Origin of the sequence: Mycobacterium sp. ITM-2016-00317 (assembly GCF_002968295.1) — a bacterium.
Classification (GTDB): Bacteria; Actinomycetota; Actinomycetes; order Mycobacteriales; family Mycobacteriaceae; genus Mycobacterium.
The window spans coordinates 1,284,435-1,308,862 of sequence record NZ_CP134399.1; the positions used below are offsets into that span (position 1 = coordinate 1,284,435).

The 24,428-nt window shown below is 68.9% G+C and carries 22 protein-coding genes and 2 pseudogenes; 14 read left to right on the plus strand and 10 right to left on the minus strand.

Features of this window, described 5'->3' with window-relative positions:
- The first annotated feature begins 21 nt into the window (after positions 1-21).
- From groL to C6A87_RS06170, 3 genes are all read left to right on the plus strand, one after another.
- A complete protein-coding gene (gene groL / locus C6A87_RS06160; protein ID WP_311116450.1) occupies positions 22-1,650 on the plus strand; it encodes a chaperonin GroEL in 1,629 nt (542 codons plus the stop codon).
- A 749-nt stretch (positions 1,651-2,399) separates the two neighbouring features.
- On the plus strand, positions 2,400-2,657 hold the full coding sequence (locus tag C6A87_RS06165) for a hypothetical protein (RefSeq protein ID WP_311116451.1): 258 nt from the start codon (positions 2,400-2,402) through the stop codon (positions 2,655-2,657).
- A 134-nt stretch (positions 2,658-2,791) separates the two neighbouring features.
- Positions 2,792-4,294 (plus strand): adenylate/guanylate cyclase domain-containing protein, encoded by a 1,503-nt coding sequence (locus tag C6A87_RS06170; RefSeq protein WP_311116452.1) that lies wholly within the window; start codon positions 2,792-2,794, stop codon positions 4,292-4,294.
- 24 nt (positions 4,295-4,318) lie between these two features.
- Here C6A87_RS06170 and C6A87_RS06175 read toward each other — a convergent pair whose 3' ends face one another.
- Both C6A87_RS06175 and C6A87_RS06180 read right to left on the minus strand, forming a co-directional pair.
- On the minus strand, positions 4,319-4,582 hold the full coding sequence (locus tag C6A87_RS06175; protein ID WP_311116453.1) for a hypothetical protein: 264 nt from the start codon (positions 4,580-4,582) through the stop codon (positions 4,319-4,321).
- A 42-nt stretch (positions 4,583-4,624) separates the two neighbouring features.
- Entirely contained in the window at positions 4,625-5,122 is a 498-nt protein-coding gene (locus C6A87_RS06180) for a nuclear transport factor 2 family protein (RefSeq protein ID WP_311116454.1), read from the minus strand.
- A 284-nt stretch (positions 5,123-5,406) separates the two neighbouring features.
- Here C6A87_RS06180 and C6A87_RS06185 point away from each other — a divergent pair, with 284 nt between their 5' ends.
- Entirely contained in the window at positions 5,407-6,462 is a 1,056-nt protein-coding gene (locus C6A87_RS06185) for a 3-deoxy-7-phosphoheptulonate synthase (RefSeq protein ID WP_311116455.1), read from the plus strand.
- 17 nt (positions 6,463-6,479) lie between these two features.
- On the opposite strand, the gene C6A87_RS06190 is transcribed toward C6A87_RS06185, so the two are convergent.
- From C6A87_RS06190 to C6A87_RS06210, 5 genes are all read right to left on the minus strand, one after another.
- Positions 6,480-6,851, minus strand: a complete 372-nt coding sequence (locus C6A87_RS06190) for a thiocyanate hydrolase (protein ID WP_311116456.1) — start codon at positions 6,849-6,851, stop codon at positions 6,480-6,482.
- Between the two features lie 8 nt (positions 6,852-6,859).
- Positions 6,860-7,570, minus strand: coding sequence for a thiocyanate hydrolase subunit gamma (scnC, locus tag C6A87_RS06195; protein WP_311116457.1), 711 nt, complete (start codon positions 7,568-7,570; stop codon positions 6,860-6,862).
- A gap of 29 nt (positions 7,571-7,599) precedes the next feature.
- On the minus strand, positions 7,600-8,466 hold the full coding sequence (locus tag C6A87_RS06200; protein WP_311116458.1) for an SH3-like domain-containing protein: 867 nt from the start codon (positions 8,464-8,466) through the stop codon (positions 7,600-7,602).
- A 356-nt stretch (positions 8,467-8,822) separates the two neighbouring features.
- Entirely contained in the window at positions 8,823-9,866 is a 1,044-nt protein-coding gene (locus C6A87_RS06205; RefSeq protein WP_311116459.1) for a zinc-binding dehydrogenase, read from the minus strand.
- A 208-nt stretch (positions 9,867-10,074) separates the two neighbouring features.
- On the minus strand, positions 10,075-10,365 hold the full coding sequence (locus C6A87_RS06210) for a WhiB family transcriptional regulator (protein WP_003929260.1): 291 nt from the start codon (positions 10,363-10,365) through the stop codon (positions 10,075-10,077).
- A gap of 392 nt (positions 10,366-10,757) precedes the next feature.
- Between C6A87_RS06210 and C6A87_RS06215 the strand changes: the two are divergent.
- From C6A87_RS06215 to C6A87_RS06225, 3 genes and pseudogenes are all read left to right on the plus strand, one after another.
- Positions 10,758-11,557: pseudogene (locus C6A87_RS06215) on the plus strand (hypothetical protein).
- A 120-nt stretch (positions 11,558-11,677) separates the two neighbouring features.
- Complete coding sequence (locus C6A87_RS06220; RefSeq protein WP_311116460.1) at positions 11,678-12,256, plus strand: sigma-70 family RNA polymerase sigma factor; 579 nt, start codon at positions 11,678-11,680, stop codon at positions 12,254-12,256.
- On the plus strand, positions 12,249-13,445 hold the full coding sequence (locus C6A87_RS06225) for an anti-sigma-D factor RsdA (protein WP_311116461.1): 1,197 nt from the start codon (positions 12,249-12,251) through the stop codon (positions 13,443-13,445). The genes C6A87_RS06220 and C6A87_RS06225 overlap by 8 nt, the downstream gene beginning before the upstream one ends.
- A 49-nt stretch (positions 13,446-13,494) precedes the next feature.
- Here the strand turns inward: C6A87_RS06225 and C6A87_RS06230 are convergent, their stop codons facing one another.
- Complete coding sequence (locus tag C6A87_RS06230) at positions 13,495-13,899, minus strand: DUF5319 domain-containing protein (RefSeq protein WP_040540522.1); 405 nt, start codon at positions 13,897-13,899, stop codon at positions 13,495-13,497.
- A gap of 147 nt (positions 13,900-14,046) precedes the next feature.
- Between C6A87_RS06230 and guaB the strand changes: the two genes are divergently transcribed.
- A complete protein-coding gene (gene guaB / locus C6A87_RS06235) occupies positions 14,047-15,606 on the plus strand; it encodes an IMP dehydrogenase (protein WP_311116462.1) in 1,560 nt (519 codons plus the stop codon).
- 40 nt (positions 15,607-15,646) lie between these two features.
- Entirely contained in the window at positions 15,647-16,786 is a 1,140-nt protein-coding gene (locus tag C6A87_RS06240) for a GuaB3 family IMP dehydrogenase-related protein (RefSeq protein WP_311117829.1), read from the plus strand.
- A gap of 8 nt (positions 16,787-16,794) precedes the next feature.
- Here C6A87_RS06240 and C6A87_RS06245 read toward each other — a convergent pair whose 3' ends face one another.
- Positions 16,795-17,403: a TetR/AcrR family transcriptional regulator gene (locus C6A87_RS06245; RefSeq protein WP_396837009.1), complete on the minus strand. Its 609-nt coding sequence runs from the start codon at positions 17,401-17,403 to the stop codon at positions 16,795-16,797.
- Between the two features lie 72 nt (positions 17,404-17,475).
- Here C6A87_RS06245 and C6A87_RS06250 point away from each other — a divergent pair, with 72 nt between their 5' ends.
- From C6A87_RS06250 to guaA, 3 genes are all read left to right on the plus strand, one after another.
- Entirely contained in the window at positions 17,476-19,212 is a 1,737-nt protein-coding gene (locus C6A87_RS06250; protein WP_311116464.1) for a GMC family oxidoreductase, read from the plus strand.
- A gap of 18 nt (positions 19,213-19,230) precedes the next feature.
- A complete protein-coding gene (locus C6A87_RS06255; RefSeq protein ID WP_311116465.1) occupies positions 19,231-20,022 on the plus strand; it encodes a hypothetical protein in 792 nt (263 codons plus the stop codon).
- Positions 20,023-20,261: 239 nt separating this feature from the next.
- Positions 20,262-21,821 carry a glutamine-hydrolyzing GMP synthase gene (gene guaA / locus C6A87_RS06260; RefSeq protein ID WP_311116466.1) on the plus strand — a complete coding sequence of 520 codons (1,560 nt, stop codon included), beginning with the start codon at positions 20,262-20,264 and terminating at the stop codon, positions 21,819-21,821.
- Positions 21,822-21,846: 25 nt separating this feature from the next.
- On the opposite strand, the gene C6A87_RS06265 is transcribed toward guaA, so the two are convergent.
- Positions 21,847-21,972 carry a hypothetical protein gene (locus C6A87_RS06265; RefSeq protein WP_311116467.1) on the minus strand — a complete coding sequence of 42 codons (126 nt, stop codon included), beginning with the start codon at positions 21,970-21,972 and terminating at the stop codon, positions 21,847-21,849.
- Positions 21,973-22,114: 142 nt separating this feature from the next.
- Here C6A87_RS06265 and C6A87_RS06270 point away from each other — a divergent pair, with 142 nt between their 5' ends.
- Together C6A87_RS06270 and C6A87_RS06275 are read left to right on the plus strand one after the other, a co-directional pair.
- Positions 22,115-22,813: a hypothetical protein gene (locus C6A87_RS06270; RefSeq protein ID WP_311116468.1), complete on the plus strand. Its 699-nt coding sequence runs from the start codon at positions 22,115-22,117 to the stop codon at positions 22,811-22,813.
- 36 nt (positions 22,814-22,849) lie between these two features.
- Positions 22,850-24,389 (plus strand): annotated as a pseudogene (locus C6A87_RS06275) (DNA polymerase Y family protein).
- Positions 24,390-24,428 lie beyond the last annotated feature (39 nt).

Here is a 24,428-nt window from a genome sequence, read left to right on the forward strand (position 1 = left end):
CCGTTCCTAGGAAAGACATACATGAGTAAGCAGATTGAGTTCAACGAAACCGCGCGTCGCGCTATGGAGATCGGCGTCGACAAGCTCGCCGACGCGGTCAAGGTGACGCTCGGCCCGCGCGGCCGCCATGTGGTGCTCGCCAAGTCCTGGGGCGGGCCGACCGTCACCAACGACGGCGTGACGATCGCGCGCGACATCGACCTCGAGGATCCCTTCGAGAACCTCGGTGCACAGCTGGTCAAGTCGGTGGCCACCAAGACCAACGACGTCGCCGGCGACGGCACCACCACCGCCACCGTGCTGGCTCAGGCCATGGTCAAGGCAGGTTTGCGCAACGTCGCTGCCGGCGCCAACCCCATCTCGCTCGGCCTCGGCATCTCCAAGGCCGCCGATGCCGTGTCCGAGGCGCTGCTGGCCGCCGCGACGCCGGTCAAGGACGCCAAGTCCATCGCGCAGGTCGCGACGGTGTCCTCGCGTGACGAGCTGGTCGGCGAACTCGTCGGCGAGGCCATGACCAAGGTCGGCACCGACGGCGTCGTCACCGTCGAAGAGTCCTCGACGATGGACACCGAGCTGGAGATCACCGAGGGCGTCGGCTTCGACAAGGGCTTCCTGTCGGCCTACTTCGTCACCGATTTCGACCTGCAGGAAGCGGTGCTCGAAGACGCACTGATCCTGCTGCACCGCGAGAAGATCAGCTCGCTGCCCGACCTGCTGCCGCTGCTGGAGAAGGTCGCCGAGGCAGGTAAGCCGCTGTTGATCGTCGCTGAAGACGTTGAGGGTGAGGCGCTTTCGACGCTTGTCGTCAACGCGATCCGCAAGACGCTGAAGGCTGTCGCGGTCAAGGCGCCGTTCTTCGGCGACCGCCGTAAGGCATTCCTGGACGACCTCGCGGTCGTCACCGGCGGCCAGGTCGTCAACCCCGACGTCGGCCTGCTGCTGCGCGAGGCGGGTCTGGACGTGCTCGGCACGGCCCGCCGTGTCGTGGTCGACAAGGACAGCACGGTCATCGTCGACGGCGGTGGCACTCAGGAGGCCATCGAGGGACGCAAGTCTCAGCTGCGCGCCGAGATTGAGGCTTCCGACTCCGACTGGGATCGCGAGAAGCTCGAAGAGCGACTGGCCAAGCTCGCCGGTGGCGTTGCGGTGATCAAGGTCGGCGCGGCCACCGAGACCGACCTGAAGAAGCGCAAGGAAGCCGTCGAGGACGCCGTCGCAGCCGCGAAAGCCGCTGTGGAGGAAGGCATCGTCGTCGGCGGCGGCGCCGCGCTGGTGCAGGCCCGCAAGTCGCTGGAGAAGCTCCGCTCGGAGCTGTCCGGTGACGAGGCCCTCGGCGTCGACGTGTTCTCTGCCGCACTGTCCTCGCCGCTGTACTGGATCGCCACCAACGCCGGACTCGACGGAGCGGTCGTGGTGAACAAGGTCGGCGAACAGCCTGCCGGACACGGCTTCAACGCCGCGACGCTGGAGTACGGCGACCTGATCGCCGACGGCGTCATCGACCCGGTGAAGGTGACGCGCTCGGCAGTGGTCAACGCGGCGTCGGTGGCCCGCATGATCCTGACCACCGAGACCGCGATCGTCGAAAAGCCGGTCGAGGCCGAGGACGACGGCCACGGCCATGGCCACGGCCACGGGCACGCCCACTAGTTCGTAGCTCTGCAAAACACCCCCGGTCGCTGCGACCGGGGGTGTTTTGTCTCGGTTGGCCACTGCGGGCCGGGCATGGCTCCGCCGTCAGCACCTTCGATCGTTGAGTTACGCGAGACCCCGGTCCTGTTGGGACCAGAGTGTTTTCGTTGTCGTGGCAACAAGTGACAACCCGCGACGGGTGGTCGATACTTTTCAATCATCTGATTGCGCAGTCAGCGGGGCGGGCATGGCACGTGTGGGCGAGACGATCGAGCATCCGCTCAGTGGAGAGCGGCTCACCTTCCTCGAAACCGCTGCGACAACGGCGGTGCGTTCCTGAAGGTGAGAATCGAGATGGCACCCGGCGGGTCGGACTCGCCAGAGACGGAAAGGTCGATCCGAGGACGCAGATGCCCAGCTTCCTCCAGTTGGTGTCGTTAGCACACGCATATCGAGACGGCATCGGGACTCGGTCCGGTGCTGGCCCCGCTGGCGCGTGCGCGCGGATGCCTGCCGAGCTATCCCGAGTACAGCGACCACCCGATCGGGGGGTAGCAATGGCCATCGTCGCCATTTTCGGGGCAGTCAATTATGGCCTGGTTCTTGGGGTTTCGAAACGGCGATCGTGGCTATCAATGTACCGGCTGAGCAGGGGTTCTTTACGGCGCGGCCATACTTGGGTCGGGTCTCTCGTCGAGGGTGTCGGGCCGGTGAGTGGCCCCGGCGAGTTTGTTAGGTAGGCTCGAAATCTCACTAGAGAGGAATTCATGAAACTGAATCACCTTGTTGCAGGAGCGGTTCTGGCCGCCGGACTGGGCGCTGCGGGCCTTGTCGGAGCAGGCGCGGCAGGTGCCGCACCGGTCGGTCTGGGGGGCGGGTTCGCCGAGAAGCCGCACCACGACTGGAAGCATCCCGGCAAGGGCCCGCGTCACGCCAAGTGGGCCGGTAACGACGTGCGGGGAGTCGACGCGTGCATCACCGCGACCAGCCCGTACGGGAACGTCAGCGGATTCGTCTGCATCTAGTTCCACGGCGCCGGTGTCGCTGACACCGGACACGAAAACGCCCCCGGTTCCGGCCGGGGGCGTTTTCGTGTCCGCCCCGAGGTGAGCGACGGAGAAACCCCTCCGATTCGTCGTCACGGGTGTTTCGTTGATCCATGGATCGCATCTGGCAGTGGGCTTGGGAGCGGTACGGACCCCGGTACGCGTGGGCGTGCTGGGCGATCACGCTGCCTCTGGCACTGCCCGTCTATCTCGCCTGGTCGGTCGGGATCATCGCGTTCGAGAGGTCCGGCCGCTACCTCGAGGCGGCCGCCGTCACCGTCGCCGCCGTACTCGTCTACCTGTATGTGGTGATCTTCCCGCACGGCAAGGAGGTCCGTCTCATCCAACGCTGGGCCGCAGGCGATGACGTCGACCGCGCTGACGCACTGCGTGCCACCTACACCTACGGCCGCAAGCTGACCGTGCGCGGGATGGTCGTCACCGGTGTGTGCATCGGCTCGCTGTTCGTGGTGCTGGGGATGATCGCCGGAGCGCGCGGGTCGAGGCTGCTCGAGTACGCCCTTCTCGGCGCCATCGCCGGGACTGCCGGTCAACTGATCACGCTGCACAGTTTCGTCGAGGCGACGTTGCGGCCCGCGCGAGCGGCGATCGCCGCAGACACCGACATCGGTGACGGCCTGCCGCAATCCCGGCCCGCGTTCGCCACGTGGACGAACACCGCCATGCTCGCCGTGGGGTTCGCGTTCGCCGTCGCCGGCGCGATCATGGGCGCGGTGTTCGAGATGGGCCGGCACGGCCCCATCCTTGCCCTGGTGATCGGCGGAGTCCTGGTGCTCGTCGTCGGGCCCTCCATGTGGGCCGCGTATTCCCCTCTGCTGCAGCCACTTCGAGATCTCGCCGCGGGAACCCGCCGCGTCGCCGTTGGTGACATCAGCCGACGACTGCCGGTGGTGCAGGACGACGACCTCGGTGCCCTGGCGGCGTCGTTCAACCGAATGCAGGCGGGCCTGGCCGAGCGGCGGCGTCTTCACGCCGCCTTCGGTACCTACGTCGATCCCGATCTCGCGGCCCGACTGCTGGAGCAGGGCGACGACGTGTTCAGCGGCGAGCGCCGGGAAGTGACGGTGATGTTCGTCGACATCCGGGATTTCACCCCGTTCGCCGAGGTGAACTCCGCCGAGGACACCGTCGCACGGCTCAACGACCTGTTCGGGATCGTGGTCCCGGCGGTCGTGGACGCCGGTGGCCACGTCAACAAGTTCCTCGGCGACGGTGCGTTGGCCATCTTCGGCGCCCCCAACGACCTGGCCAACCACGCCGACAAAGCGCTGAGCGCCGCCGTCTTGATCCATCGCCAGGTGGGCGAGCGGTTCGACGACGAGTTGCGCATCGGTGTCGGGATCAACACCGGGCTGGTCATCGCCGGCACGATCGGCGGCGGCGGAAAACTCGAGTTCACGTTGATCGGCGACACGGTCAACGTCGCAGCCCGCGTCGAGCAGCTGACCAAGACGACCGGTGACACGATCCTTCTCACCGGCACCAGCGTCGGCGCCCTGGCCGGCCGGCCGGCCGGACTCACCGAGCGCGGGTTCTTCGCCCTGAAGGGGAAGTCGGCACCGGTGCAGGTCTTCGGTCTCGATCCGGTGGGGTGAACCGTCGTGGCAGCGCGTAAGGACTCAGGCCGGCTTGCCCGCCGGATCGATCGGCGTGTAGGACAACTCCCCGTCGAGTTCGTTGCGCCAGGCCAGTCCCATCTGGACCAGCTCCTCGGCTGCAGAGATGTGCTCCCGGGGCACGCACGGTTGGTGAGCGATCACCTCGGCCGCGGCGTGATGTTGCGTCCCGGTGCGGGGGTCTTCGGTGACCGCCGACAGCCAGCGCTGACGCTCAGTGGCCTCGTTGTCGGGGTCCTCGGCGGGATCATGGGACGGTGCGCTCATGCCGTGCCGGTTTGCCGCTGAACCCGGCCGCCAAACCGGACGTCAGGACGGCAGGGGCACCCGCTCGATCAGTTCGTCGAGCACGACCAAGTCGAGATAGGCGACGACGTCGGTGACCTGGCCGCCCTCCAGAGTCATCACCCAGTTGTACTCGTTGACGTAGGGGTGACCGTCCCGCGCGGTCGCGGTGCCCCGCCACCGCGCCATGACGCGGTCGTCGTCGGCGAGGATCTCGTGCACCTCGGCCTGGATGGGTCCGGTCAGCCGGTCCACGATCGGCGCGGCGGCAACGTCGAGGAACTCCTGGCGTGAGGTGTAGGTCCGAGGCGTCGCCCTGGCCACCGTCCACCGCACGTCCTCGGCGAGCAACGCGTAGAACGTGTCGGCTCCGCCGACACCGCGGGCGAGGCCGTCGCGCACGATGTCGGCGTTGCCGGGTGCGTCGGGCGGCGCGGCGTGACTGGCTGCGCACCCCGCAGAGACGACGGCGGCGCCCAGTAGGAGGGTGAAATTCCTGGTCATCGAATGTGTGGAGGTCATATCTCCGCAACGTAATCCGGCCGCCGCCGCGCTGGCAGGGTGCGGTTCTCCCAGGGGCGGTGGCCGACGGCACAGCGGCCGGTGTATGGTCGTCGACGTGAACATCCGTATGCGCGCCGGCTACTGGCGCTTTATCGAGGCTCCGGGCGGAGCCGATAAAGCGCGGCACTAAGCACGCATCCTCCCGGAGCCCAGGCAGTGACCACTCGGTCGCTGCCTTTCGTCATTAAAGGGCGCCGGACATTTTCACCCTCGGTGCCCGAACCAAGAAAGGCACCAACACAATGGCTTCCGCCCAGACCGTGACCGCACCCGCGACGTCGGACCGGCGCATCCGCAGGTTCAGCGAGATCCCCAGCCCGCACGACGTGCTCGCCGAGTTCCCGCTCGGTGCCCGCCGCGCCGAACGGGTGGCCCGGGACCGCGAGGAGATCGCCGACATCCTGGCCGGACGCGACGACCGGCTGCTGGTCGTGGTGGGCCCGTGCTCGGTGCACGACCCCGCCGCTGCGCTGGACTACGCGGCCCGGCTCGCCGAGGTCGCCGGTGAGCTCGACGGTCGGCTCAAGATCGTGATGCGGGTCTACTTCGAGAAGCCACGCACCACCACCGGGTGGAAGGGGCTCATCAACGACCCCGGGATGGACGGCACCTTCGACGTCGCGCGGGGTCTCCGGACCGCCCGGCAACTGCTGCTCGACATCATCGACATCGGCCTGCCGGTCGGTTGCGAGTTCCTGGAGCCGACCAGCCCGCAGTACATCGCCGACGCCGTGGCGTGGGGCGCGATCGGTGCCCGCACCACCGAGTCGCAGGTGCACCGCCAGCTGGCGTCCGGGCTGTCGATGCCGGTCGGGTTCAAGAACGGCACCGACGGCAACATCCAGGTCGCCGTGGACGGCGTGAAAGCCGCTGCCGCCCAGCATGTCTTCTTCGGCATGGACGACCTCGGCCGCGGTGCGCTGGTGAGCACCGAGGGCAACGACGACTGCCACGTGATCCTGCGCGGCGGCACCGGGGGACCGAACTCCGATGCGGAGTCGGTGCGCGCGACGGTCGCCAAGCTGACCGCCGCCGGACTGCCCGGCCGCGTGGTGATCGACTGCAGCCACGCGAACTCCGGGAAGGACCACGTGCGTCAGGCCGGGGTGGCCGCCGAGGTGGCACAGCTGGTCCGCGACGGCCTGCCGGTCAGCGGCGTGATGTTGGAGAGCTTTCTCGTCGCCGGTGCGCAAGCGCCCGAGGCGCGTCCGCTGACCTACGGGCAGTCGGTCACCGACAAGTGCATGGACTGGACGGCCACCAGCGCGGTGCTGCGCGAGCTGGCCCGGCGCGACTGACGGCGTGCGCCGGAAGGTCAGGCCTCCAGCCGGGTTCTGATGCCGGACATCCGCCGGCGCAGGTCCTCGTCGTCGATGACGCCCCGTGCGAGCAGCGAGTGGGCCAGCGCGACGAGTTGGCTCTCCGGGTACGGCAGGTCGGCGTAGCGCGTCGCAGTCAGGAGGTCCTCCTCGTCCCGGCGTTCCTTGAAGTCCGGCACGTCGGCGTCGCACGCGGCGTGGTCGAGGGCCTCGCACAGCCCGTCGAGGCTGGTCTTCCACGGGGGGACCGGATTCTCGACGTTGTACTTGGCGGCCATCACCGGCCACACCTGGTTGCGCTCCACGATCTGGCTCAGCGTCGGGCTCTCGACACGCTCGACCGGATGGGAGAGTTCCTCGGAGGTCATGTGCTGTCCTAGGGATGCAGGGCGGGCCGGGTGTCGACGATGACGTTGGACGTGACACCGGGTTTCGGCAGCGCCACACCGATCAGGCAGTCGCGCGTGATGATCTCCGTCAGCTGGTCCTCGGTCCAGCCGTCGGTGCCCTCCGGCCGCATCGGCATCACCATGAATCGGTGCTTCTGGTTGGAGTCCTCGACACGCACGGCGACGTCGTCGGACAGGTAGAGGCCGAACTCCGCGAGCACCTCGCGGGGCCAGCGGATGAGCCTGCGGCGGTAGTTGGGTGTGCGATACCACTCGGGCGAGTTGCCCAGGATGGGCCGCGGGTAGCACGAGCAGAGCCCGCACACGATGACGTTGTGCAGGGTGGGGGTGTCTTCGAGCACCTGGAATGCCACGAAGTCACTCGGTGTGCCGAACCCGGTGGGCTGCAGCCAATCGACGCCGACCTCTTTGCTGGCGGTCAGCGCATCGGTCAGGGCCAGATTCTTGAAGTCCGGATCAAGCCACGATTTCGCGACCAGACGTGCGGCCGGGGTGGGACCGATCTGTTCGGAGAACTCGGTGAAGCGCCGGTGGTCCTCGGCGGTGAAGATGCCCTTCTCGATGCACAGTTCGCGCAACGCGATCTCCAGCACCTCGAAGTCGGTGATTTCGTCCACCATCGGCTTGACGGTGCGGGCGTGGTCGTGGCCGTGATCGTGGTTGTGGTCGTCGCTCATCGTTGAAACCCTCTCGACAGCAGTCTGATTCAGTTCGCCGGCGCCAGCCAGCGCTGCGGTATTTCGGTGCGCAACTTGTCGTGCGCCGCTCCGGCGTAGCCGTAGAAAAGGTCCGGCATGTCGAACTCGACGATGTAGAACCATTCCGCGGGGGCGTCGGTGCGGCCCCAGGTCTCGTCTTCGGCGGCCGGGCTCTCATAGGAGACCTTCGCGATCCGTCCGGTGGCGCCGCGCACGTACTCGGGGGTCCGGGTGTAGAAGATGACCGGAGTGTCGCGCACCACGACACTGTCGCCGACGGCGAATCCCGGCTCGCCCGCCGTACCGGCGTAGATCTGCGGATCGCCGATGCCGACCGCCTTGATGTGGTGCTCGTTGCGCTTCACATCGGCGCCGTCTCCCTCGGACTTCGGCTGCGCCTCGATCTTCTTGCCGTCGAGCCCGCCCGCGTAGCGCTCCTGGACCTCGGCCATGCGATCGCCGAGTTCGCCGAGGGTGATGAGGTGTTTCTCCACCAGCACCCGGGCCACCGACACCAACCACCGTGCGTAGTAGGGGAGCCCGAGATACTGTGCGCGGCCGACGTCCACGTTGCCGATCCTGCGGCGTTCCTCGGACATCCAGATGCCGCGCCAGCCGAGGACCTCGCACATGATGTACGTCAGCTCTTCCCACTGCTCGTACTGCTTGTTCTCGAACTTGATCGGGGCGTCGGGTTCCCCGCCCACGTCGTGCACCGGTTTGAGGTACGCCTTGATCCGGGGGTGGTCGAGCATGTCCGCGGTGGGGGCGTCCGGCAGTTCGGGGAACGCCGACCGCAGCCGCGACACCAGGGTCAGCTGGTCGGCCCGGTCGTGGGAATCGCTGGTGGCGTGGTTTTGTGTGCTGACGGCCATTCCGGAGGCCCTTCCCTGCTTCGGGACATGCGGCAAACTAGTGGGATGGCTGCCGTTCCGCTGCCGGCCGCCTACTCACGCTGCAGCTGAAATTCCTGTGCAGCAACACTTTTCATCGAACTTCGGTGACCCAGGCGCGGCGCGGCGGCGGCAAGTCGTCGGTCGCGGAGAAGGCTCCTGACGAATCGAGGCTAGCACCGGGAAATGACCTGCGGCAATAGCCCGGCCGACATCGTCACGAAGCGCTCACCGATGTTGCCCAGTATCGCGAAAGATGCTCCGCGACAGTCGAAATGGCTCCGACCGCCATGGCATTTCCGTTCGCTGAGAGGATAGACATCGCGAGCGCAGCTGCGTCACACGTTTACGAGCACTTTCAGGCTGCGCCGCTCGTCCATATCCCGGTATCCGTCGGGTACGCCGTCCAGATCGGTGGCCGTGTCGAACACCCGACCGGGTTCGAGCGTGCCGTCGAGGATGTCGGGCATCAGCTCTTCGATGTAGGCGCGCACCGGGGCGGGCCCGCCGGCGAGGCGGATGTTGTGGCGGAACAGGCTGCCGAATCCGATGGGCGCCTCCTCGTACTGGGGCACCCCGACCCGGCTGATCACCCCGCCACGCCGGACGACGCCCAGGGCCTGCTGATACGCAGGCATGTACCCGACTGCTTCGAGCACAGCGTGGGTGCCCTCGCCGCCGGTGAGGTCACGGACTCTGGCGATCCCTTCCTCGCCGCGCTCGGCCACGACGTCGGTGGCGCCGAATTCGCGGCCCAGGTCGGTGCGGTCGCGGTGATGTCCCATGAGGATGATCTGCTCGGCGCCGAGTCGTTTGGCGGACAGCACCGCCAGCAGTCCCACCGCGCCGTCCCCGATCACGGTCACCCGCTTGCCGGGGCCCACCCCGCCCATTCTGGCGGCGTGGAACCCGGTGCCGTAGACGTCGGCCAGGGTGAGCAGCGAGGGCATGAGTGCCGAGTCCGGCGCGACGGGCAGTTTCACCAGGGTGCCGTCGGCGAGCGGCACGCGGATGCCTTCGGCCTGTGCACCCTCGTCGGGGATGCCGTCCCAGAAGTTCGCGTCCGGATGCGAGCAGGAGGTGTGCAGGTTGTCGTGGCAGTACTCGCACACGTTGTCGGAGACGGCGAACGGCGAGACCACCAGGTCCCCGGGCTTGACGGTGCCGACGTCCGACCCGACATCCTCGACGACTCCGATGAACTCGTGCCCCATGCGCGCCGGTGGGTCGGTGGCGGGCATGTGGTGATACGGGTGCAGATCGCTGCCGCAGATGCACGACGCGGTGATGCGTACCAGTGCGTCGGTCGGGTGTTTGATGACGGAGTCTGGGACCGTCTCGACGCGGACATCGCCGGCTTCGTACATCAGTGTGGCGCGCATGGCGATTCCTCGGGGGAGTGGGTGCCAGACGGCGACCGCGGTGCCTGGTGACGATGGGCTACCCCGAATCCTGGCGGCATACTCCCCGCGAAGCGGCATGGCCCGGCCTCACAGGAACCTCGCAGCACTCACACATATTGTGCCGCAAGGGCGAAGAGCCCACCCCGGTGGCGACAAGCCGGGGTGGGCCCTCCGTTCAGGTCTGGCTCTAGGCGCTGCGGCGAATCCCGCGCTTGAGCAGCAGCTCACGCTCGGATTCGCTCAGGCCGCCCCAGATGCCGTACGGCTCTCCGACGGCGAGTGCGTGTGAACGGCATTGTGCGATCACAGGACAACGCCGGCACATCTCCTTGGCCCGCATCTCACGCTGAGCGCGGGCCCGGCCGCGCTCACCGTCGGGGTGGAAGAACATCGACGAATCGACGCCCCGGCAAACCCCCTTCATCTGCCAATCCCAGATGTCAGCATTCGGACCGGGAAGCTCCTGCGGCTGTGGCAATGGAATTCCTCTCCCTACAGACTCTTTCGCCGAACACGTCCGGTCGAGTCGTTGGAACAATCCGAGCACAGTCGCCGATGACCACTCGTGCACACAACGTAGAAGGGCTTCGGAATTGCCGTCAATAGCCTTGTGGTGTGCCGAACCACATATCCGCAGGCCGAAAATTTACATCACGTTCATTCCCGAGACGACCAGCCAACGCGAGCAGTGGTATAGAGGTCGCCCGGCCGGTCCCGGTGACCGGTCATTTCGCCAGAAAGCGCGGCGCGGCAGCCGATATCCGGCAACCCCGGCCGCCGGGCCCGGTGACATTGCTGTAACACGGGATGCACGAATTGTTAACCGGGCCGAATCTTCGCGCCCCTGCACCTTGGTAGCGTCGCGGTCCGATGAGCACAGGTGCCGCGATTTCCGCAAACACCCTCGAAGTCGCCGCGTTCGGCGACCGGCCGGACACCTGGCCGCTTCCCCCCGCCACCGCGCAACGCGACGTGTGGTTGCGCGCCGTCGCCGCGGGCGGCCAGGGACGGTACGCCTGCGCGCTGACCGACCTCGATCGGCTAACGCGCCGTCCTGTCCCCGACGCGCAGGCGTCGCTCGCCGCGAGCACCCACGCGTCGTTCCTCCGCCAGCTGGGCTGGCACGACCGCGCCCGTGTCTGGGATGGCAGGGCGGCGGCACTGGCCACGACCGCCGAGGCCGAGGCCGACGCTCTGCTCGGGCTGGCGGCCGACGCGCTCGGGGTCGGCCGCTTCGCCGCGTCGGCGCGGGCGCTGGAGCTCGCCGCCGGCGCCGTCGCAGCCACCGACACGCCACGCTCGGCCGTCCGACTGGCCTGGGTGTCGGCCGAGCTGGCGATGTTCCGCGGTGACGGCGGCGAGGCCGTCGGTCACGCAGAGCGTGGCGTGCAGCTCGCCTCGGCCCTGCCGTCGGTACGCCACGCGGTCAAATCCCAGGTGGTCCTCGCCGCGGCGCTGTGCAGCCGGGGTGACCTGAGCCGGCCCGGCGGGAAGGCGCGGCCGCATTGGGCCGCGCCAGCCGACACGGCCTGATGCCGCTGCAGTGGGCGGTGGCGTCCCTGCTGGCCGACATCGGCGCCGATGACCACTCACCGGCGCAGATCAGAGATCTCCGGGACACCGCCGCCCAAACCGTAACCAGATGGGGCGGCGTGTGGCGTCCCAGGTAACGGGGTTGCGCCTGCCTTGATCGTTATTGTTTAGCTGAGCCGGCACACGACCGGTACCTACTGATACCGCGCCTCCCCTCCGGGATGTGCCCCGACGTAACGCTGGAGATCCTGCTCACGATGACAATCTCGGGAGAACGTCTCGACAGTGTCGTTGCTGAGGCAGTGGCAGGTGATCGGGACGCGCTCCGGGAGGTGCTGGAGACCATCCGCCCCCTCGTCGTCCGGTACTGCCGGGCGAGGGTGGGGACCGCGGAACGCAGCGGTCTTTCAGCTGATGACGTAGCTCAGGAGGTGTGCTTGGCCGCCATCACGGCGCTGCCGCGTTACCGGGATCAGGGACGACCGTTCCTGGCCTTCGTGTACGGGATCGCAGCGCACAAGGTTGCCGACGCGCACCGCGCCGCCGGGCGGAACAAATCGGATCCGATGGAGATCGTGCCCGAGCGGTTTGCCGGCGAGGCCGGTCCGGAACAGTTGGCCATCGACTCCGAAGCCTCGGCGCGGATGGCCAAGCTGCTGCAGGTGCTCCCGGAGAAGCAGCGGGAGATCCTCATCCTGCGCGTCGTCGTCGGGATGAGCGCGGAGGAGACCGCGGACGCCGTCGGCAGCACCGCCGGAGCCGTGCGGGTCGCTCAGCACCGCGCGCTGGCGCGGCTGAAATCGGAGCTCACGTCGAACGGGCGGGACCATGCCTGACTTCGGACGCTGGAACTCCGCAGGCGGAGACCCGTCGCTCAACGAGATCAATCGCACCGACCAGTTCCTGGACGCGCTGGCCGCACAGCAGCCGCCGTACTCGACCGACCGGGACGAGGCGGAGCTGGCGAGCCTGCTCGCGGGCTGGCGCGACGATGTGCGCGAGACCCCGATGGGTCATGTGCTGACGCCGCAGGACGCGGCCGCCGCATTGGACCGGGCCACCCGCCCGGCTCCGCGCCGGCGACTCTCGCTGGCGGTGGTCGGCTCGGCGGCCGCCGCGGTGCTGGCCATCGGCGGTGTCGGTGCGGTGGTGGCCGGGTCGGGCCCGGGCGACGCGCTCTACGGACTGCGCTCCATGTTGTTCGGTGAGCAGATCCAGACCCGCGACGACGCGGTGATCCTGGCTGCCCAGACCGAGATGCAGCAGGTTCAGCAGCTCATCGAACAGGGTGACTGGCAGGGTGCGCAGGCCAAACTCGAGGCCGTCACCACCACGGTCGCCACGGTCGACGACATGGATCGCAAGCAGGAACTGGTCGCCCAGTGGCAGGAGCTGACCGTCAAGGTCGAGGCCCAAGATCCCGCCGCAACCGTCGCCCCCGACGCGGTGCTGCCGACGTTCCCGGACGTGCCGGTCGTCATCCTCGAGCCCGACGCGCCGGTGACCGGGCCGACCAGCGAGACCACCGCGACGCCGTCTCCGTCGGAGACGACCTCGCCGTCGAGTGCGGCCGAGACCACCTCACCGTCGAACTCACCGTCGAGCGAGACGGAGACGACTCCGCCGTCGAGCACCGCTGCGCCGACGTCGACCTCGGTGCGGGCCACCCCGTCACCGTCGAGTGCGACGGCGACACCGTCGGTGACTCCCTCGGCGACCCCGTCAGTGACGCCGTCGACGACGGTCGGCCAGGCGCCTGCGCCGACGACACCGACGACGCCCCTTCAGGCGACGACGACTCTCCAGTCGACGACCACGCTTCAGACCACGACGACGCTTCAGACCACGACGACGCTTCAGACCACGACGACGCGGGCCGCGACGCCGACGCCGACCTCGGTGGCGCCACCGGTGGAAGAGGAGACGGTCGCGCCGGAGACGCCGACGGTGACTCTGCCGACGGTGACTCTGCCAACGACGACCACGCCGATCATCCCGCTGCCCGTGCCGGGCGAGGCGGGCTGATCACCGGGGGCCGAGCCGCCGAATCAGGAAACGCCGGGGAATTGCGCTCTCAGCGATAGCCGTCGGAATCCGAGGTCGCCTCGTTGAGCGACGCGTCGGCGTAACCGCGGCAGTAGTCCCACGTGACATACGAGTCGGGCTCGGGGTCGTAGGCCGGCTCGTGCGGACGGACGGTGCCGTCGACAAGGAGCTGCAGCAGGTTGGCGCGCAGCATGTCCCAGTCGTGGTAGTGATCCTGCTGGCATTCGTCACAGCAGACGACGAGTCCGCGAATTCCCTTGTGTGCCAACAATGCTTCGTAGACAGCCAGGTCGGCCAGATCGGCCTCCACGGCGGTGCGTTCCTGCGGATCCAGCGGCTGACCCGGTTCCAGGGCGTCGAGCGCCGCCGACGGATCGCTCGGATCGTCGGCGAACGGGTCTGGCGGCAATCCTGGTGGCAGGTGGTCTCGCACGTTCCCAGACTACGCAGCACCCGAGGTATCGCGCCAGCGCACACCCGGTAGGTCGCGGGGAATCAAAACTGCAGGCTCGGAGCCGATAAGATGTTGCTTTCAGGTGGTTCCGTCACCTGGCTGCAATTGTTACCGGAGGCCCCACCCATGTCGATCGCCGAAAGCAGCATCTCGCTCGCCGTTCCTGTGCCCACAGGCGGTGACGACCCCACCAAGGTCGCGATGCTCGGGCTCACCTTCGACGACGTCCTGCTGCTGCCCGCAGCCTCGGACGTGATCCCGGCCACAGCGGACACCGCGAGTCAGCTGACCCGCAAGATCCGGTTGAAGGTGCCGCTGGTGAGTTCGGCCATGGACACCGTGACCGAGTCCCGCATGGCGATCGCGATGGCGCGCGCCGGCGGCATGGGCGTGCTGCACCGCAACCTCCCGGCAGCCGAGCAGGCTGCGCAGGTCGAGACGGTCAAGCGCTCCGAGGCGGGCATGGTCACCGACCCGGTGACGTGCAAGCCGGACAACACGCTGGCCGAGGTCGACGCGATGTGCGCGCGGTTCCGGATCTCGGGCCTGCCCGTCGTCGACAAGGACGGGCAGCTGGTCGGGATCATCACCAACCGCGACATGCGGTTCGAGGTCGACCTGTCCAAGCCGGTCTCCGAGGTGATGACCAAGGCCCCGCTGATCACCGCGCAGGAAGGCGTCTCGGCTGAGGCCGCGCTGGGACTGCTGCGCCGCCACAAGATCGAGAAGCTGCCGATCGTCGACGGCAACGGCAAGCTCACCGGCCTGATCACGGTCAAGGACTTCGTCAAGACCGAGCAGTTCCCGCTGGCCACCAAGGACAGCGACGGCCGGCTGCTGGTCGGCGCTGCTGTCGGTGTCGGTGAGGACGCGTGGACACGCGCGATGTTGCTCGCCGACGCCGGCGTCGACGTGCTGGTGGTCGACACCGCCCACGCCCACAACCGCGGCGTGCTCGACATGGTGCACCGGCTCAAAGTGGCGGTCGGGGACCGCGTCGAGGTCGTCGGCGGCAATGTCGCCACCCGGGCCGCGGCAGCGGCGTTGGTGGCGGCCGGTGCCGACGCGGTCAAGGTCGGCGTCGGACCCGGCTCGATCTGCACCACGCGGGTGGTCGCCGGTGTCGGCGCCCCGCAGATCACCGCGATCCTGGAAGCCGTCGCGGCCTGCGCCCCGCACGGCGTCCCGGTCATCGCCGACGGCGGCCTGCAGTACTCCGGTGACATCGCCAAGGCGTTGGCCGCGGGCGCGTCGACCGCGATGCTGGGTTCGCTGCTGGCCGGCACCGCCGAATCTCCCGGCGACCTGATCCTGGTGAACGGCAAGCAGTTCAAGAGCTACCGGGGCATGGGCTCGCTCGGCGCGATGCAGGGCCGGTCCAACGCGGCCGCCGGCGGCGCCCGGGTGTCCTACTCCAAGGACCGCTACTTCCAGGACGACGTCCTCTCGGAGGACAAGCTGGTGCCCGAGGGCATCGAGGGCCGGGTGCCGTTCCGCGGCCCGCTGTCCACCGTGATCCACCAGCTCGTCGGCGGACTGCGCGCGGCGATGGGCTACACCGGCTCGGCGACCATCGAACAACTGCAGCAGGCGCAGTTCGTCCAGATCACCGCCGCAGGGCTCAAGGAAAGCCACCCCCACGACATCACCATGACTGCGGAAGCCCCGAACTACACCACCCGCTAGGGTTGCACGGGCCTACACAGGGGAGCTGAACATGCGTGAGATGGTGGAAATCGGCATGGGCCGGACCGCCCGCCGCACCTACGAACTCGACGACATCAACATCGTGCCGTCTCGGCGCACCCGCTCGTCGAAGGATGTCTCGACGGCGTGGCAGCTCGACGCGTACCGGTTCGAGATCCCGGTGGTGGCTCACCCCACCGATGCGCTGGTGTCGGTCGAGTTCGCGATCGAGATGGGCCGCACCGGCGGCCTCGGTGTGCTCAACGGCGAGGGTCTGATCGGCAGGCACGCCGATGTCGCCGACAAGATCGCCCAGGTGATCGAGGTCGCCGAGAAGGATCCGGATCCGGCGGCGGCGACCCGACTGCTGCAGCAATTGCATTCCGCACCAATCGATCTCGATCTGCTCGGTGCCGCAGTGGCACGCATTCGGGAGGCCGGTGTCACCACCGCGGTGCGGGTCAGCCCGCAGAACGCGCAGGCGCTGACCCCCACGCTGGTGGCCGCGGGCATCGACCTGCTCGTCATCCAGGGCACCATCATCTCCGCCGAGCGGGTCGCCAAGGGCAGCGACGAGACCGGCGAGCCGCTGAACCTGAAGACCTTCATCTCCGAACTCGACGTGCCGGTGGTGGCCGGCGGCGTGCTCGACCACCGCACCGCGCTGCACCTGATGCGCACCGGCGCCGCCGGGGTCATCGTCGGATACGGCTCCACCGCCGGGGTCACCACGTCCGACGAGGTGCTGGGCATCAGCGTCCCGATGGCCACCGCGATCGCCGACGCCGCCGCCGCGCGCCGCGAGTACCTCGACGAGACCGGCGGGCGGTACGTGCACGTGCTCGCCGACGGCGACATCCACACCTCCGGCGACCTGGCCAAGGCGATCGCGTGCGGCGCCGACGCGGTCGTGCTCGGCACCCCGCTGGCCGTCTCGGCCGAGGCGCTCGGCGGGGGCTGGTTCTGGCCGTCCGCCGCCGCGCACCCGTCGCTGCCGCGCGGTGCGCTGCTTCAGGTGGCCGGCGAGGACCGGCCGTCGCTGGAGCAGGTGCTCAACGGCCCGTCCGACGACCCGTTCGGCTCGCTGAACCTCGTCGGCGGCCTGGCCCGCTCGATGGCCAAGGCCGGCTACTGCGATCTCAAGGAGTTCCAGAAGGTCGGGCTCACCGTCGGGAGCTAGGCCGACCTCTACTGCATGCTGCGCAGCGTCCGGACCAAATAGTCGTCGAGCAACACCGTCCGGCCGGTGGATTCGTCGGTGGTGATCAGCAGCGCGTACAGGCCCAGCAGGAAGTAGATCGCGCTGTTCATCGGCGTGATGTCGGCGGCGGTCTCGCCGCGTTGCCTGGCGTTCTCGATCTGGTCAGCCACCAGCACCACCAGCGGGTGGTCGTCGCCGTGTTCGGCGGGCGGGCGGGTCGGCGAGAAGTGCAACGCCAGGAAGTCCTTGAACAGCAGCACGCCCAGCCTGCGCTCCAGCGCCGCCACCAGGTCGGCCGCCTCGCGCAGCATCGCGGCCAGATCGTCGTGGGTCTTGGTGAACGTGGCGAACCGCTTGGCCATGCGGTCCTCCTCGCGGCGCTCGAGCTCGAGCAGCACGTGTTCCTTGGTGGGGAAGTGGAAGAAGAAGGTGCCGTGGGCGACCCCGGCCGCGGCGACGATCGCGCCGACGTCGGCCTCGTCCTTACCCGCGCGCTTGAACTCGGCGATGGCCGCGCCCAGGAGCCGTTCCCTGGTCTGCAGGCGCTTGGCCTGGCGCGCGGTGATGCCCGAACCGGCCCGAGTGCTCACAGCCACCGACCCTATCGCCTGGCGAAGTTAGGGTGGCCTCTCTAGCTGGTTACCGGCGGGTAAGTTCATAATGTGCCGATGAAGCCTGACTACGACGTGCTGATCATCGGCTCGGGGTTCGGCGGCAGCGTCAGCGCGCTGCGCCTGACCGAGAAGGGCTACCGGGTCGGGGTGCTGGAGGCGGGCCGCCGCTTCGCCGACGAGGAGTTCGCCGAGACCTCGTGGAACCTGCGTAAGTTCCTGTGGGCCCCGCAGTTCGGCATGTACGGCATCCAGCGGATCCATCTGCTGCGCAACGTGATGATCCTGGCAGGCGCCGGGGTGGGCGGTGGATCGCTGAACTATGCGAACACGCTGTACGTGCCGCCGGAGCCGTTCTTCAACGACGCGCAGTGGAAGGACATCACCGACTGGCGGGCCGAACTGATGCCCCACTACGACCAGGCCCAGCGCATGCTCGGCGTGGTCACCAACCCGACCTTCACCGACGCCGACCGGGTGATGAAAGAGGTCGCCGATGACATGGGCGTCGGGGACACCTTCGTGCCGACGCCGGTCGGGGTGTTCTTCGGTCCCGGCAACGACAAGACCCCGGGCAAGACCGTGCCCGACCCGTACTTCGGCGGGGTCGGACCGGCGCGGACCGGCTGCATCGAGTGCGGCTCGTGCATGACCGGCTGCCGGTACGGCGCCAAGAACACGCTGCTGAAGAACTACCTGGGTCTGGCGGAGAAGGCCGGCGCGTACGTGCACCCGATGACCACGGTCACCGGGTTCGAGCAGCGCCCGGACGGGCTGTGGGAGGTGCGCACCGCGCGCACCGGCGGCAAGCTGCGCAAGCGGCCCAGGACGTTCACCGCCGAGCACGTGATCCTGGCCGCAGGCACCTACGGCACGCAGAAGCTGCTGTTCAAGATGCGCGACCAGGGCAAGCTGCCGAAGCTGTCCGACAAGCTGGGCGTGCTCACCCGCACCAACTCCGAGTCGATCGTCGGCGCCGGGCGGCTCAAGGTCGGCGACGACCTCGACCTCACCCACGGTGTCGCGATCACGTCGTCGATCCACCCCACCGCAGACACCCACGTCGAACCGGTGCGCTACGGCAAGGGCTCCAACGCGATGGGGCTGCTGCAGACGCTGATGACCGACGGCACCGGACCGGAGGGCACCGACGTGCCGCGGTGGCGGCAGCTGGTCGAGACGGCGCGTCAGGATCCGCGGGGCACGCTGCGGCTGCTCAATGCGCGCCGGTGGAGCGAACGCACGATGATCGCGCTGGTCATGCAGCACCTGGATAACTCGATCACCACGTTCACCCGCAAGACCAGGTTCGGCTTCCGCATCCTCGACAGCAAGCAGGGCCACGGCGAACCCAATCCCAGCTGGATCCCGGCGGGCAACGAGGTGACCCGGCGCATCGCCGAGAAGATCGACGGAGTGGCCGGCGGCACGTGGGGCGAGTTGTTCAACATCCCGCTGACCGCCCACTTCCTCGGCGGAGCGGCGATCGGCGACAGCCCGGAGCACGGCGTCATCGATCCTTATCACCGGGTCTACGGCTACCCGACGCTGTCGGTGGCCGACGGCGCGGCGATTTCGGCGAACCTCGGTGTGAACCCGTCCTTGTCGATCACCGCCCAGGCCGAGCGGGCCGCGTCGCTGTGGCCGAACAAGGGCGAGCAGGATCTGCGCCCGGCGCAGGGGGAGCCGTACCGCCGGCTGTCGGCGATCGCGCCGAAGAACCCCGTGGTGCCCGCCGACGCGCCGGCGGCGCTGCGCCGGATCCCGATCGAACCGGTCAGCTCCACGGGCTAGATCTGTTAGCTTCCGGGGATGGCGCTGCACCTCAGAAGCACACTGGCAGTTGCGGTTGCAGCGGGAGTGACCCTGGCGGCCGGGGTTGCCTGCGGCGCCACCGGACAGGCTGCAGGAGAGCCGAACTTCACCTGCCGCGGCCACGACGGGACGCGCACCGCCCGGCAGCTCGACGCCTCGCGGGAGAAGGCCGAGGGTCTGCCGCAGGACGATGTCGTCGAGATCGTCGGTGGCGTCTACGGGGATCCGGACGCGGCCACCCGTTACTGGGAACAGCAGAGCGAAGGTGACTGCGGGCTGATGGCCACCAGGATGGTGGTCGGCGAGGTCACCGGGGCGCCGCCCACCGAACGGGAGATCATCGATCTGGCCGCCGGCACCCCCAGCCAGTGCACACCGGGTGAACCCGTCTACGACGAGAGCGTCGACCCGGAAGACGGTGGTGTCGGTCACGGCACCTGTTCGCGCGATCTGCCGTTACTGCTCAAGCACTTCGGGATCGACGCCGACTACACCAACGACGACGAGGCCGCCGACGGCGGCCTCGACACCGGTCTCGACGCGCTGGCCGACTACCTCGGCAACGGGCAGCAGGCCATGGTGTGCGTGAACTCGCGGATCATCTGGGACACCGAGGGCGACCGGACCAACTGCGGCCACATGATCACAGTCGCCGCCATCGACTTCGACGAGGACATCGTCTACCTCGGCGACAGCGGCGGCGACGACACCCGCGACGAGCAGGTCAGCATCGACACCTTCGAATCGGCCTGGGCCACGGGTGATCACGAGCTCGTCGTGACCCGCTGAGCATCCGCGCGCAGCAGGCGACAGCAGGCACGTGCCAGCCGGCGAGCCGGGGGTGTCGGCGAGCGATCGAGGACGGCATCCTCAGCCTCAACGATCTCTACTAGCGAGGTCGCCCGTTTGGCCGACAGACACCCGTGACAGGCGCCGCTACCGTGGCGAGTGCTCGGGGGAGTCAGCGTGATCGCCGGCGCCGACGCTCCGGCGATCACGTTGACCGGGCAACTCACTAGACTGTCCCGGTGGAATCTGCAGCCCCCCGCCCGGTCCTGGTCGTCGACTTCGGCGCGCAGTACGCGCAGCTGATCGCCCGGCGCGTCCGTGAGGCGCGGGTGTTCTCCGAGGTCGTCCCGCACACCACCTCCGTCGAGGAGATCAAGGCGCGCAATCCCCGCGCGGTCGTGCTGTCGGGCGGGCCGGCCAGCGTGTACGCCGAGGGTGCGCCCCAGTTGGATCCCGCGCTGTTCGACCTCGACGTGCCGGTGTTCGGGATCTGCTACGGATTCCAGGCGATGGCGCAGGCCCTCGGCGGCACCGTGGCGCACACCGGAACCAGCGAGTACGGCCGCACCGAGCTGAAAGTGGCAGGCGGACACCTGCATACCGATCTGCCCGAGACGCAGCCGGTGTGGATGAGCCACGGCGACGCGGTGACGGCCGCGCCGGACGGCTTCGAGGTGGTCGCCACGAGCGCGGGAGCGCCGGTGGCGGCGTTCGAGAACCGGGACCGGCGGCTGGCCGGCGTGCAGTACCACCCCGAGGTGATGCACAGCCCGCACGGCCAGCAGGTGCTCAGCCGCTTCCTGCACGAGTTCGCCGGCATCGACGCGGCCTGGACACCGGCCAACATCGCCGAGGCGCTCATCGCTCAGGTGCGCGCCCAGATCGGTGACGGGCGGGCGATCTGCGGGCTGTCCGGCGGGGTCGACTCCGCGGTGGCCGCCGCGCTGGTGCAGCGGGCCATCGGGGACCGGCTCACGTGTGTGTTCGTCGACCACGGGTTGCTGCGCTCGGGTGAACGGGCCCAGGTGCAGCGTGATTTCGTCGCCGCGACGGGCGCCAACCTGGTCACCGTCGACGTGGCTGACCGCTTCCTGGAGGCGCTGGCCGGGGTGACCAACCCCGAGGGCAAGCGCAAGATCATCGGCCGTGAGTTCATCCGCGCGTTCGAGGGCGCCGTCCGCGACGCCGTCGACGTGTCCGGCGGCGAGGTCGACTTCCTGGTGCAGGGCACGCTCTACCCCGATGTGGTCGAGTCGGGCGGCGGATCCGGCACCGCGAACATCAAGAGTCACCACAACGTCGGCGGCCTGCCGGACGACCTGAAGTTCAAGCTCGTCGAACCGTTGCGGCTGCTGTTCAAGGACGAGGTGCGTGCGGTCGGTCGCGAACTCGGTCTGCCCGAGGAAATCGTTGCCCGCCAACCGTTCCCCGGCCCGGGGTTGGGGATCCGCATCGTCGGTGAGGTCACCGCCGAGCGGCTGGACACGTTGCGGCGCGCGGACGCCATCGCCCGCGAGGAGTTGACCTCGGCCGGGCTGGACCACCAGATCTGGCAGTGCCCGGTGGTGCTGCTGGCCGACGTCCGCTCGGTGGGTGTGCAGGGCGACGGCCGCACCTACGGCCATCCCATCGTGCTGCGCCCGGTGTCCAGCGAGGACGCGATGACGGCGGACTGGACGCGGGTGCCTTACGAAGTGCTGGAACGGATTTCGACGCGGATCACCAACGAGGTGCGTGAGGTCAACCGGGTGGTGCTGGACGTGACCAGCAAGCCGCCGGGCACCATCGAATGGGAGTGAGGCTACTCGCCGAGTAGCTGTGCGATCACTGACTCCACCGCGACGGGGTGCGGAACCGGATCAGTGTGGTGATCAGCTTGTCAAAAGTCGCGCCGTGGTCGGCGTCCTCGACCCGGCGTCCATGGCGATGGCCCTCGCCGATTTGCAGCACCCAAGGGTGACATTCGTCAATGTCGTCGTTGTCGGATGGCGGCGTCGGTCTTGTTGACGCTTGTCGGTGGGTGGGTGTTTACTGACGGTATCGAACAAAGTTTCGAACAACAGATGATTCGGATGAGGTGAAAGGTGCTGCTGTGACGACGCCGAAGAGCAGAACAAGGTGTGCCGTCACACGCGCTGAGCAGGTAGAACAGCTGCGCAAGCAGATCGCGTCGGTGTCCGGCAAGGTGGGTGGGACGCGGCGGGCAGCGGCGCCTGTCCCGGAGCTTTCGTCCACTCCGGATTCTTTGCTACCGAGGCCGGATTCGCTGGCTGAACTGCTTCCCGATTCGTTGCCGCGCGGCACCGTCGCGGTGCTTTCAGGGGCTCGGTCGCTGCAGCTGCGGATGGTCGCGGCGGTGACGGCCGCAGGCGGTCATGTCGCGATCATCGGCCAACCTGACGTCGGACTGCTGGCGGCGGTGGAGATGGGGGCCGACCTGAGCAGGATCGCGGTCATCCCGGAGGCCGGGGCCGACCCGGTCGAAGTGGCCGCGGTGCTGATGGACGGGATGGATTTGGTGGTGCTCGGGCTGGGTGGCCGACGGGTGCCGGCCACCCGGGCCAGGGCGGTGGTGGCCCGGGCCCGCCAGCGGGGGTGCACCCTGCTCGTCACCGACGGTGACTGGCAGGGGGCCTCCGCGCGACTGGAGGCCCACGTCAGCGGTTACGAGATCGCCGGCGGGCGGGACGGGCGGCCCACCCCCGGGTGCGGACGGATCAGCCGGGTGCGTCTGTCGATGCGGGCCCGGGGCCGGTCCGTCGGCCATCAGGCCCGCGCCGTGGGTGGGTGACGGGTGGCTGCCTCCAGGGTTCTGGCGCTGTGGTGCATGGACTGGCCCGCCGTGGCCGCCGCCGCGGCAGCGGGGTTGCCGCCGACCCTGCCGATCGCGGTCACACTGGCCAACCGGGTGATCGCCTGCTCGGCGGCGGCCCGCGCGGTCGGCGTGCGCCGGGGTCTGCGGCGCCGGGAGTCGCAGGCCCGGTGTCCGGGGTTGCACGTGGTCACCGCCGACCCGGCCCGCGACGCCCGGCACTTCGAGAACATCACCACCGCCGTGGACGACCTCGTCCCCCGGGCGGAGGTGCTCCGGCCCGGGCTGCTGGCCTTGTCGGTGCGCGGAGCGGCCCGGTACTTCGGCTCCGAGCAGACCGCCGCCGAGCGACTGGTCGACGCGGTGGCCGCCGCGGGCGCCGAATGTCAGGTCGGGGTCGCCGACCAGCTGCCCACCGCGGTCTTCGCCGCCCGGGCCGGTCGGCTCGTGGACGCGGGGGAGGACGCGGCATTCCTGTCGGGGCTGTCGGTGCGGCAGCTGGCCGCCGAACCCAGCCTGTCGTCCACCCGTCGGGAGGACTTGGCAGATCTGTTGTGGCGCCTGGGAATCCGGACCATCGGACAGTTCGCCGAGCTGTCGCGCAGCGACGTGGCCTCCCGGTTCGGCGCCGACGCGGTGGTGGCGCACCGGATCGCGCGCGGCGAGCCCGCGCGGGGCCCCTCGGGACGCGAGCCCGAGGCGGAACTGGACGCGGTGATGGACTGCGACCCGCCCATCGACCGGGTCGACGCGGCTGCTTTCGCCGGACGGTCGCTGGCCGGCGAACTGCACCGCCATCTGGAAGGCGCGGGTGTGGGTTGCACCCGGCTGGCCATCCATGCGGTGACCACCACCGGCCAGGAGCTGGAACGGGTCTGGCGGTGTGCGGAGCCGCTGACGGAGGACGCCACCGCAGACCGGGTGCGCTGGCAGCTGGACGGTTGGCTGAATCGCCGCAACTCGCAGGACCGGCCCGCCGCACCGATCGCGGTGCTGCGGCTGCGGCCGGTGGAGGTGGTGTCGGCCGAGGCCCTGCAACTGCCGCTGTGGGGTGGAGTGGGCGAGGAGGACAGGCTGCGGGCCCGCCGGGCGCTGGTCCGGGTTCAGGGCCTGCTGGGTCCTGAGGCGGTCAAGGTGCCGGTGCTCAGCGGTGGGCGGGGCCGGCCGAGCGCATCACCTTCACTCCGCTCGGGGATGAGCTTGTGCCGCAGTCGAACCCGGATCAGCCGTGGCCAGGCCGGTTGCCCGAGCCCTCGCCGACGGTGCTGCTCGACGACCCCGTGGAGTTGTTCGACGCCGAGGGCGATCCGGTGCGGGTCACCGGCCGCGGGCTGTTCTCCACCGATCCGGTCCGACTGCACGCGCCGGGCCGGTCCGCCCGGCTGTCGTGGTGGACGGGGCCCTGGCCGGTCGACGAACGGTGGTGGGATCCCCGGCGGCGGCCAAGGCCGGGCGGACTGCCCGGGCGCAGGTGCTGCTCGACACCGATCCGGCGCAGGCCCTGTTGCTGTGTTACCGGCAGCGGCAGTGGTATCTCGAAGGAGTCTACGAGTAAGGCGCAATTTGATTGTGCTCAATTGAATTGTGCGCTACC

Coding starts and splice junctions, on each gene's coding strand:
- groL (WP_311116450.1), top strand. CDS start 22: ATGAGTAAGCAGATTGAGTTCAACGAAACCGCGCGTCGCGCTATGGAG.
- C6A87_RS06165 (WP_311116451.1), top strand. CDS start 2,400: ATGAAACTGAATCACCTTGTTGCAGGAGCGGTTCTGGCCGCCGGACTG.
- C6A87_RS06170 (WP_311116452.1), top strand. CDS start 2,792: ATGGATCGCATCTGGCAGTGGGCTTGGGAGCGGTACGGACCCCGGTAC.
- C6A87_RS06175 (WP_311116453.1), bottom strand. CDS start 4,582: ATGAGCGCACCGTCCCATGATCCCGCCGAGGACCCCGACAACGAGGCC.
- C6A87_RS06180 (WP_311116454.1), bottom strand. CDS start 5,122: ATGACCTCCACACATTCGATGACCAGGAATTTCACCCTCCTACTGGGC.
- C6A87_RS06185 (WP_311116455.1), top strand. CDS start 5,407: ATGGCTTCCGCCCAGACCGTGACCGCACCCGCGACGTCGGACCGGCGC.
- C6A87_RS06190 (WP_311116456.1), bottom strand. CDS start 6,851: ATGACCTCCGAGGAACTCTCCCATCCGGTCGAGCGTGTCGAGAGCCCG.
- scnC (WP_311116457.1), bottom strand. CDS start 7,570: ATGAGCGACGACCACAACCACGATCACGGCCACGACCACGCCCGCACC.
- C6A87_RS06200 (WP_311116458.1), bottom strand. CDS start 8,466: ATGGCCGTCAGCACACAAAACCACGCCACCAGCGATTCCCACGACCGG.
- C6A87_RS06205 (WP_311116459.1), bottom strand. CDS start 9,866: ATGCGCGCCACACTGATGTACGAAGCCGGCGATGTCCGCGTCGAGACG.
- C6A87_RS06220 (WP_311116460.1), top strand. CDS start 11,678: ATGACAATCTCGGGAGAACGTCTCGACAGTGTCGTTGCTGAGGCAGTG.
- C6A87_RS06225 (WP_311116461.1), top strand. CDS start 12,249: ATGCCTGACTTCGGACGCTGGAACTCCGCAGGCGGAGACCCGTCGCTC.
- guaB (WP_311116462.1), top strand. CDS start 14,047: ATGTCGATCGCCGAAAGCAGCATCTCGCTCGCCGTTCCTGTGCCCACA.
- C6A87_RS06240 (WP_311117829.1), top strand. CDS start 15,647: ATGGTGGAAATCGGCATGGGCCGGACCGCCCGCCGCACCTACGAACTC.
- C6A87_RS06250 (WP_311116464.1), top strand. CDS start 17,476: ATGAAGCCTGACTACGACGTGCTGATCATCGGCTCGGGGTTCGGCGGC.
- C6A87_RS06255 (WP_311116465.1), top strand. CDS start 19,231: ATGGCGCTGCACCTCAGAAGCACACTGGCAGTTGCGGTTGCAGCGGGA.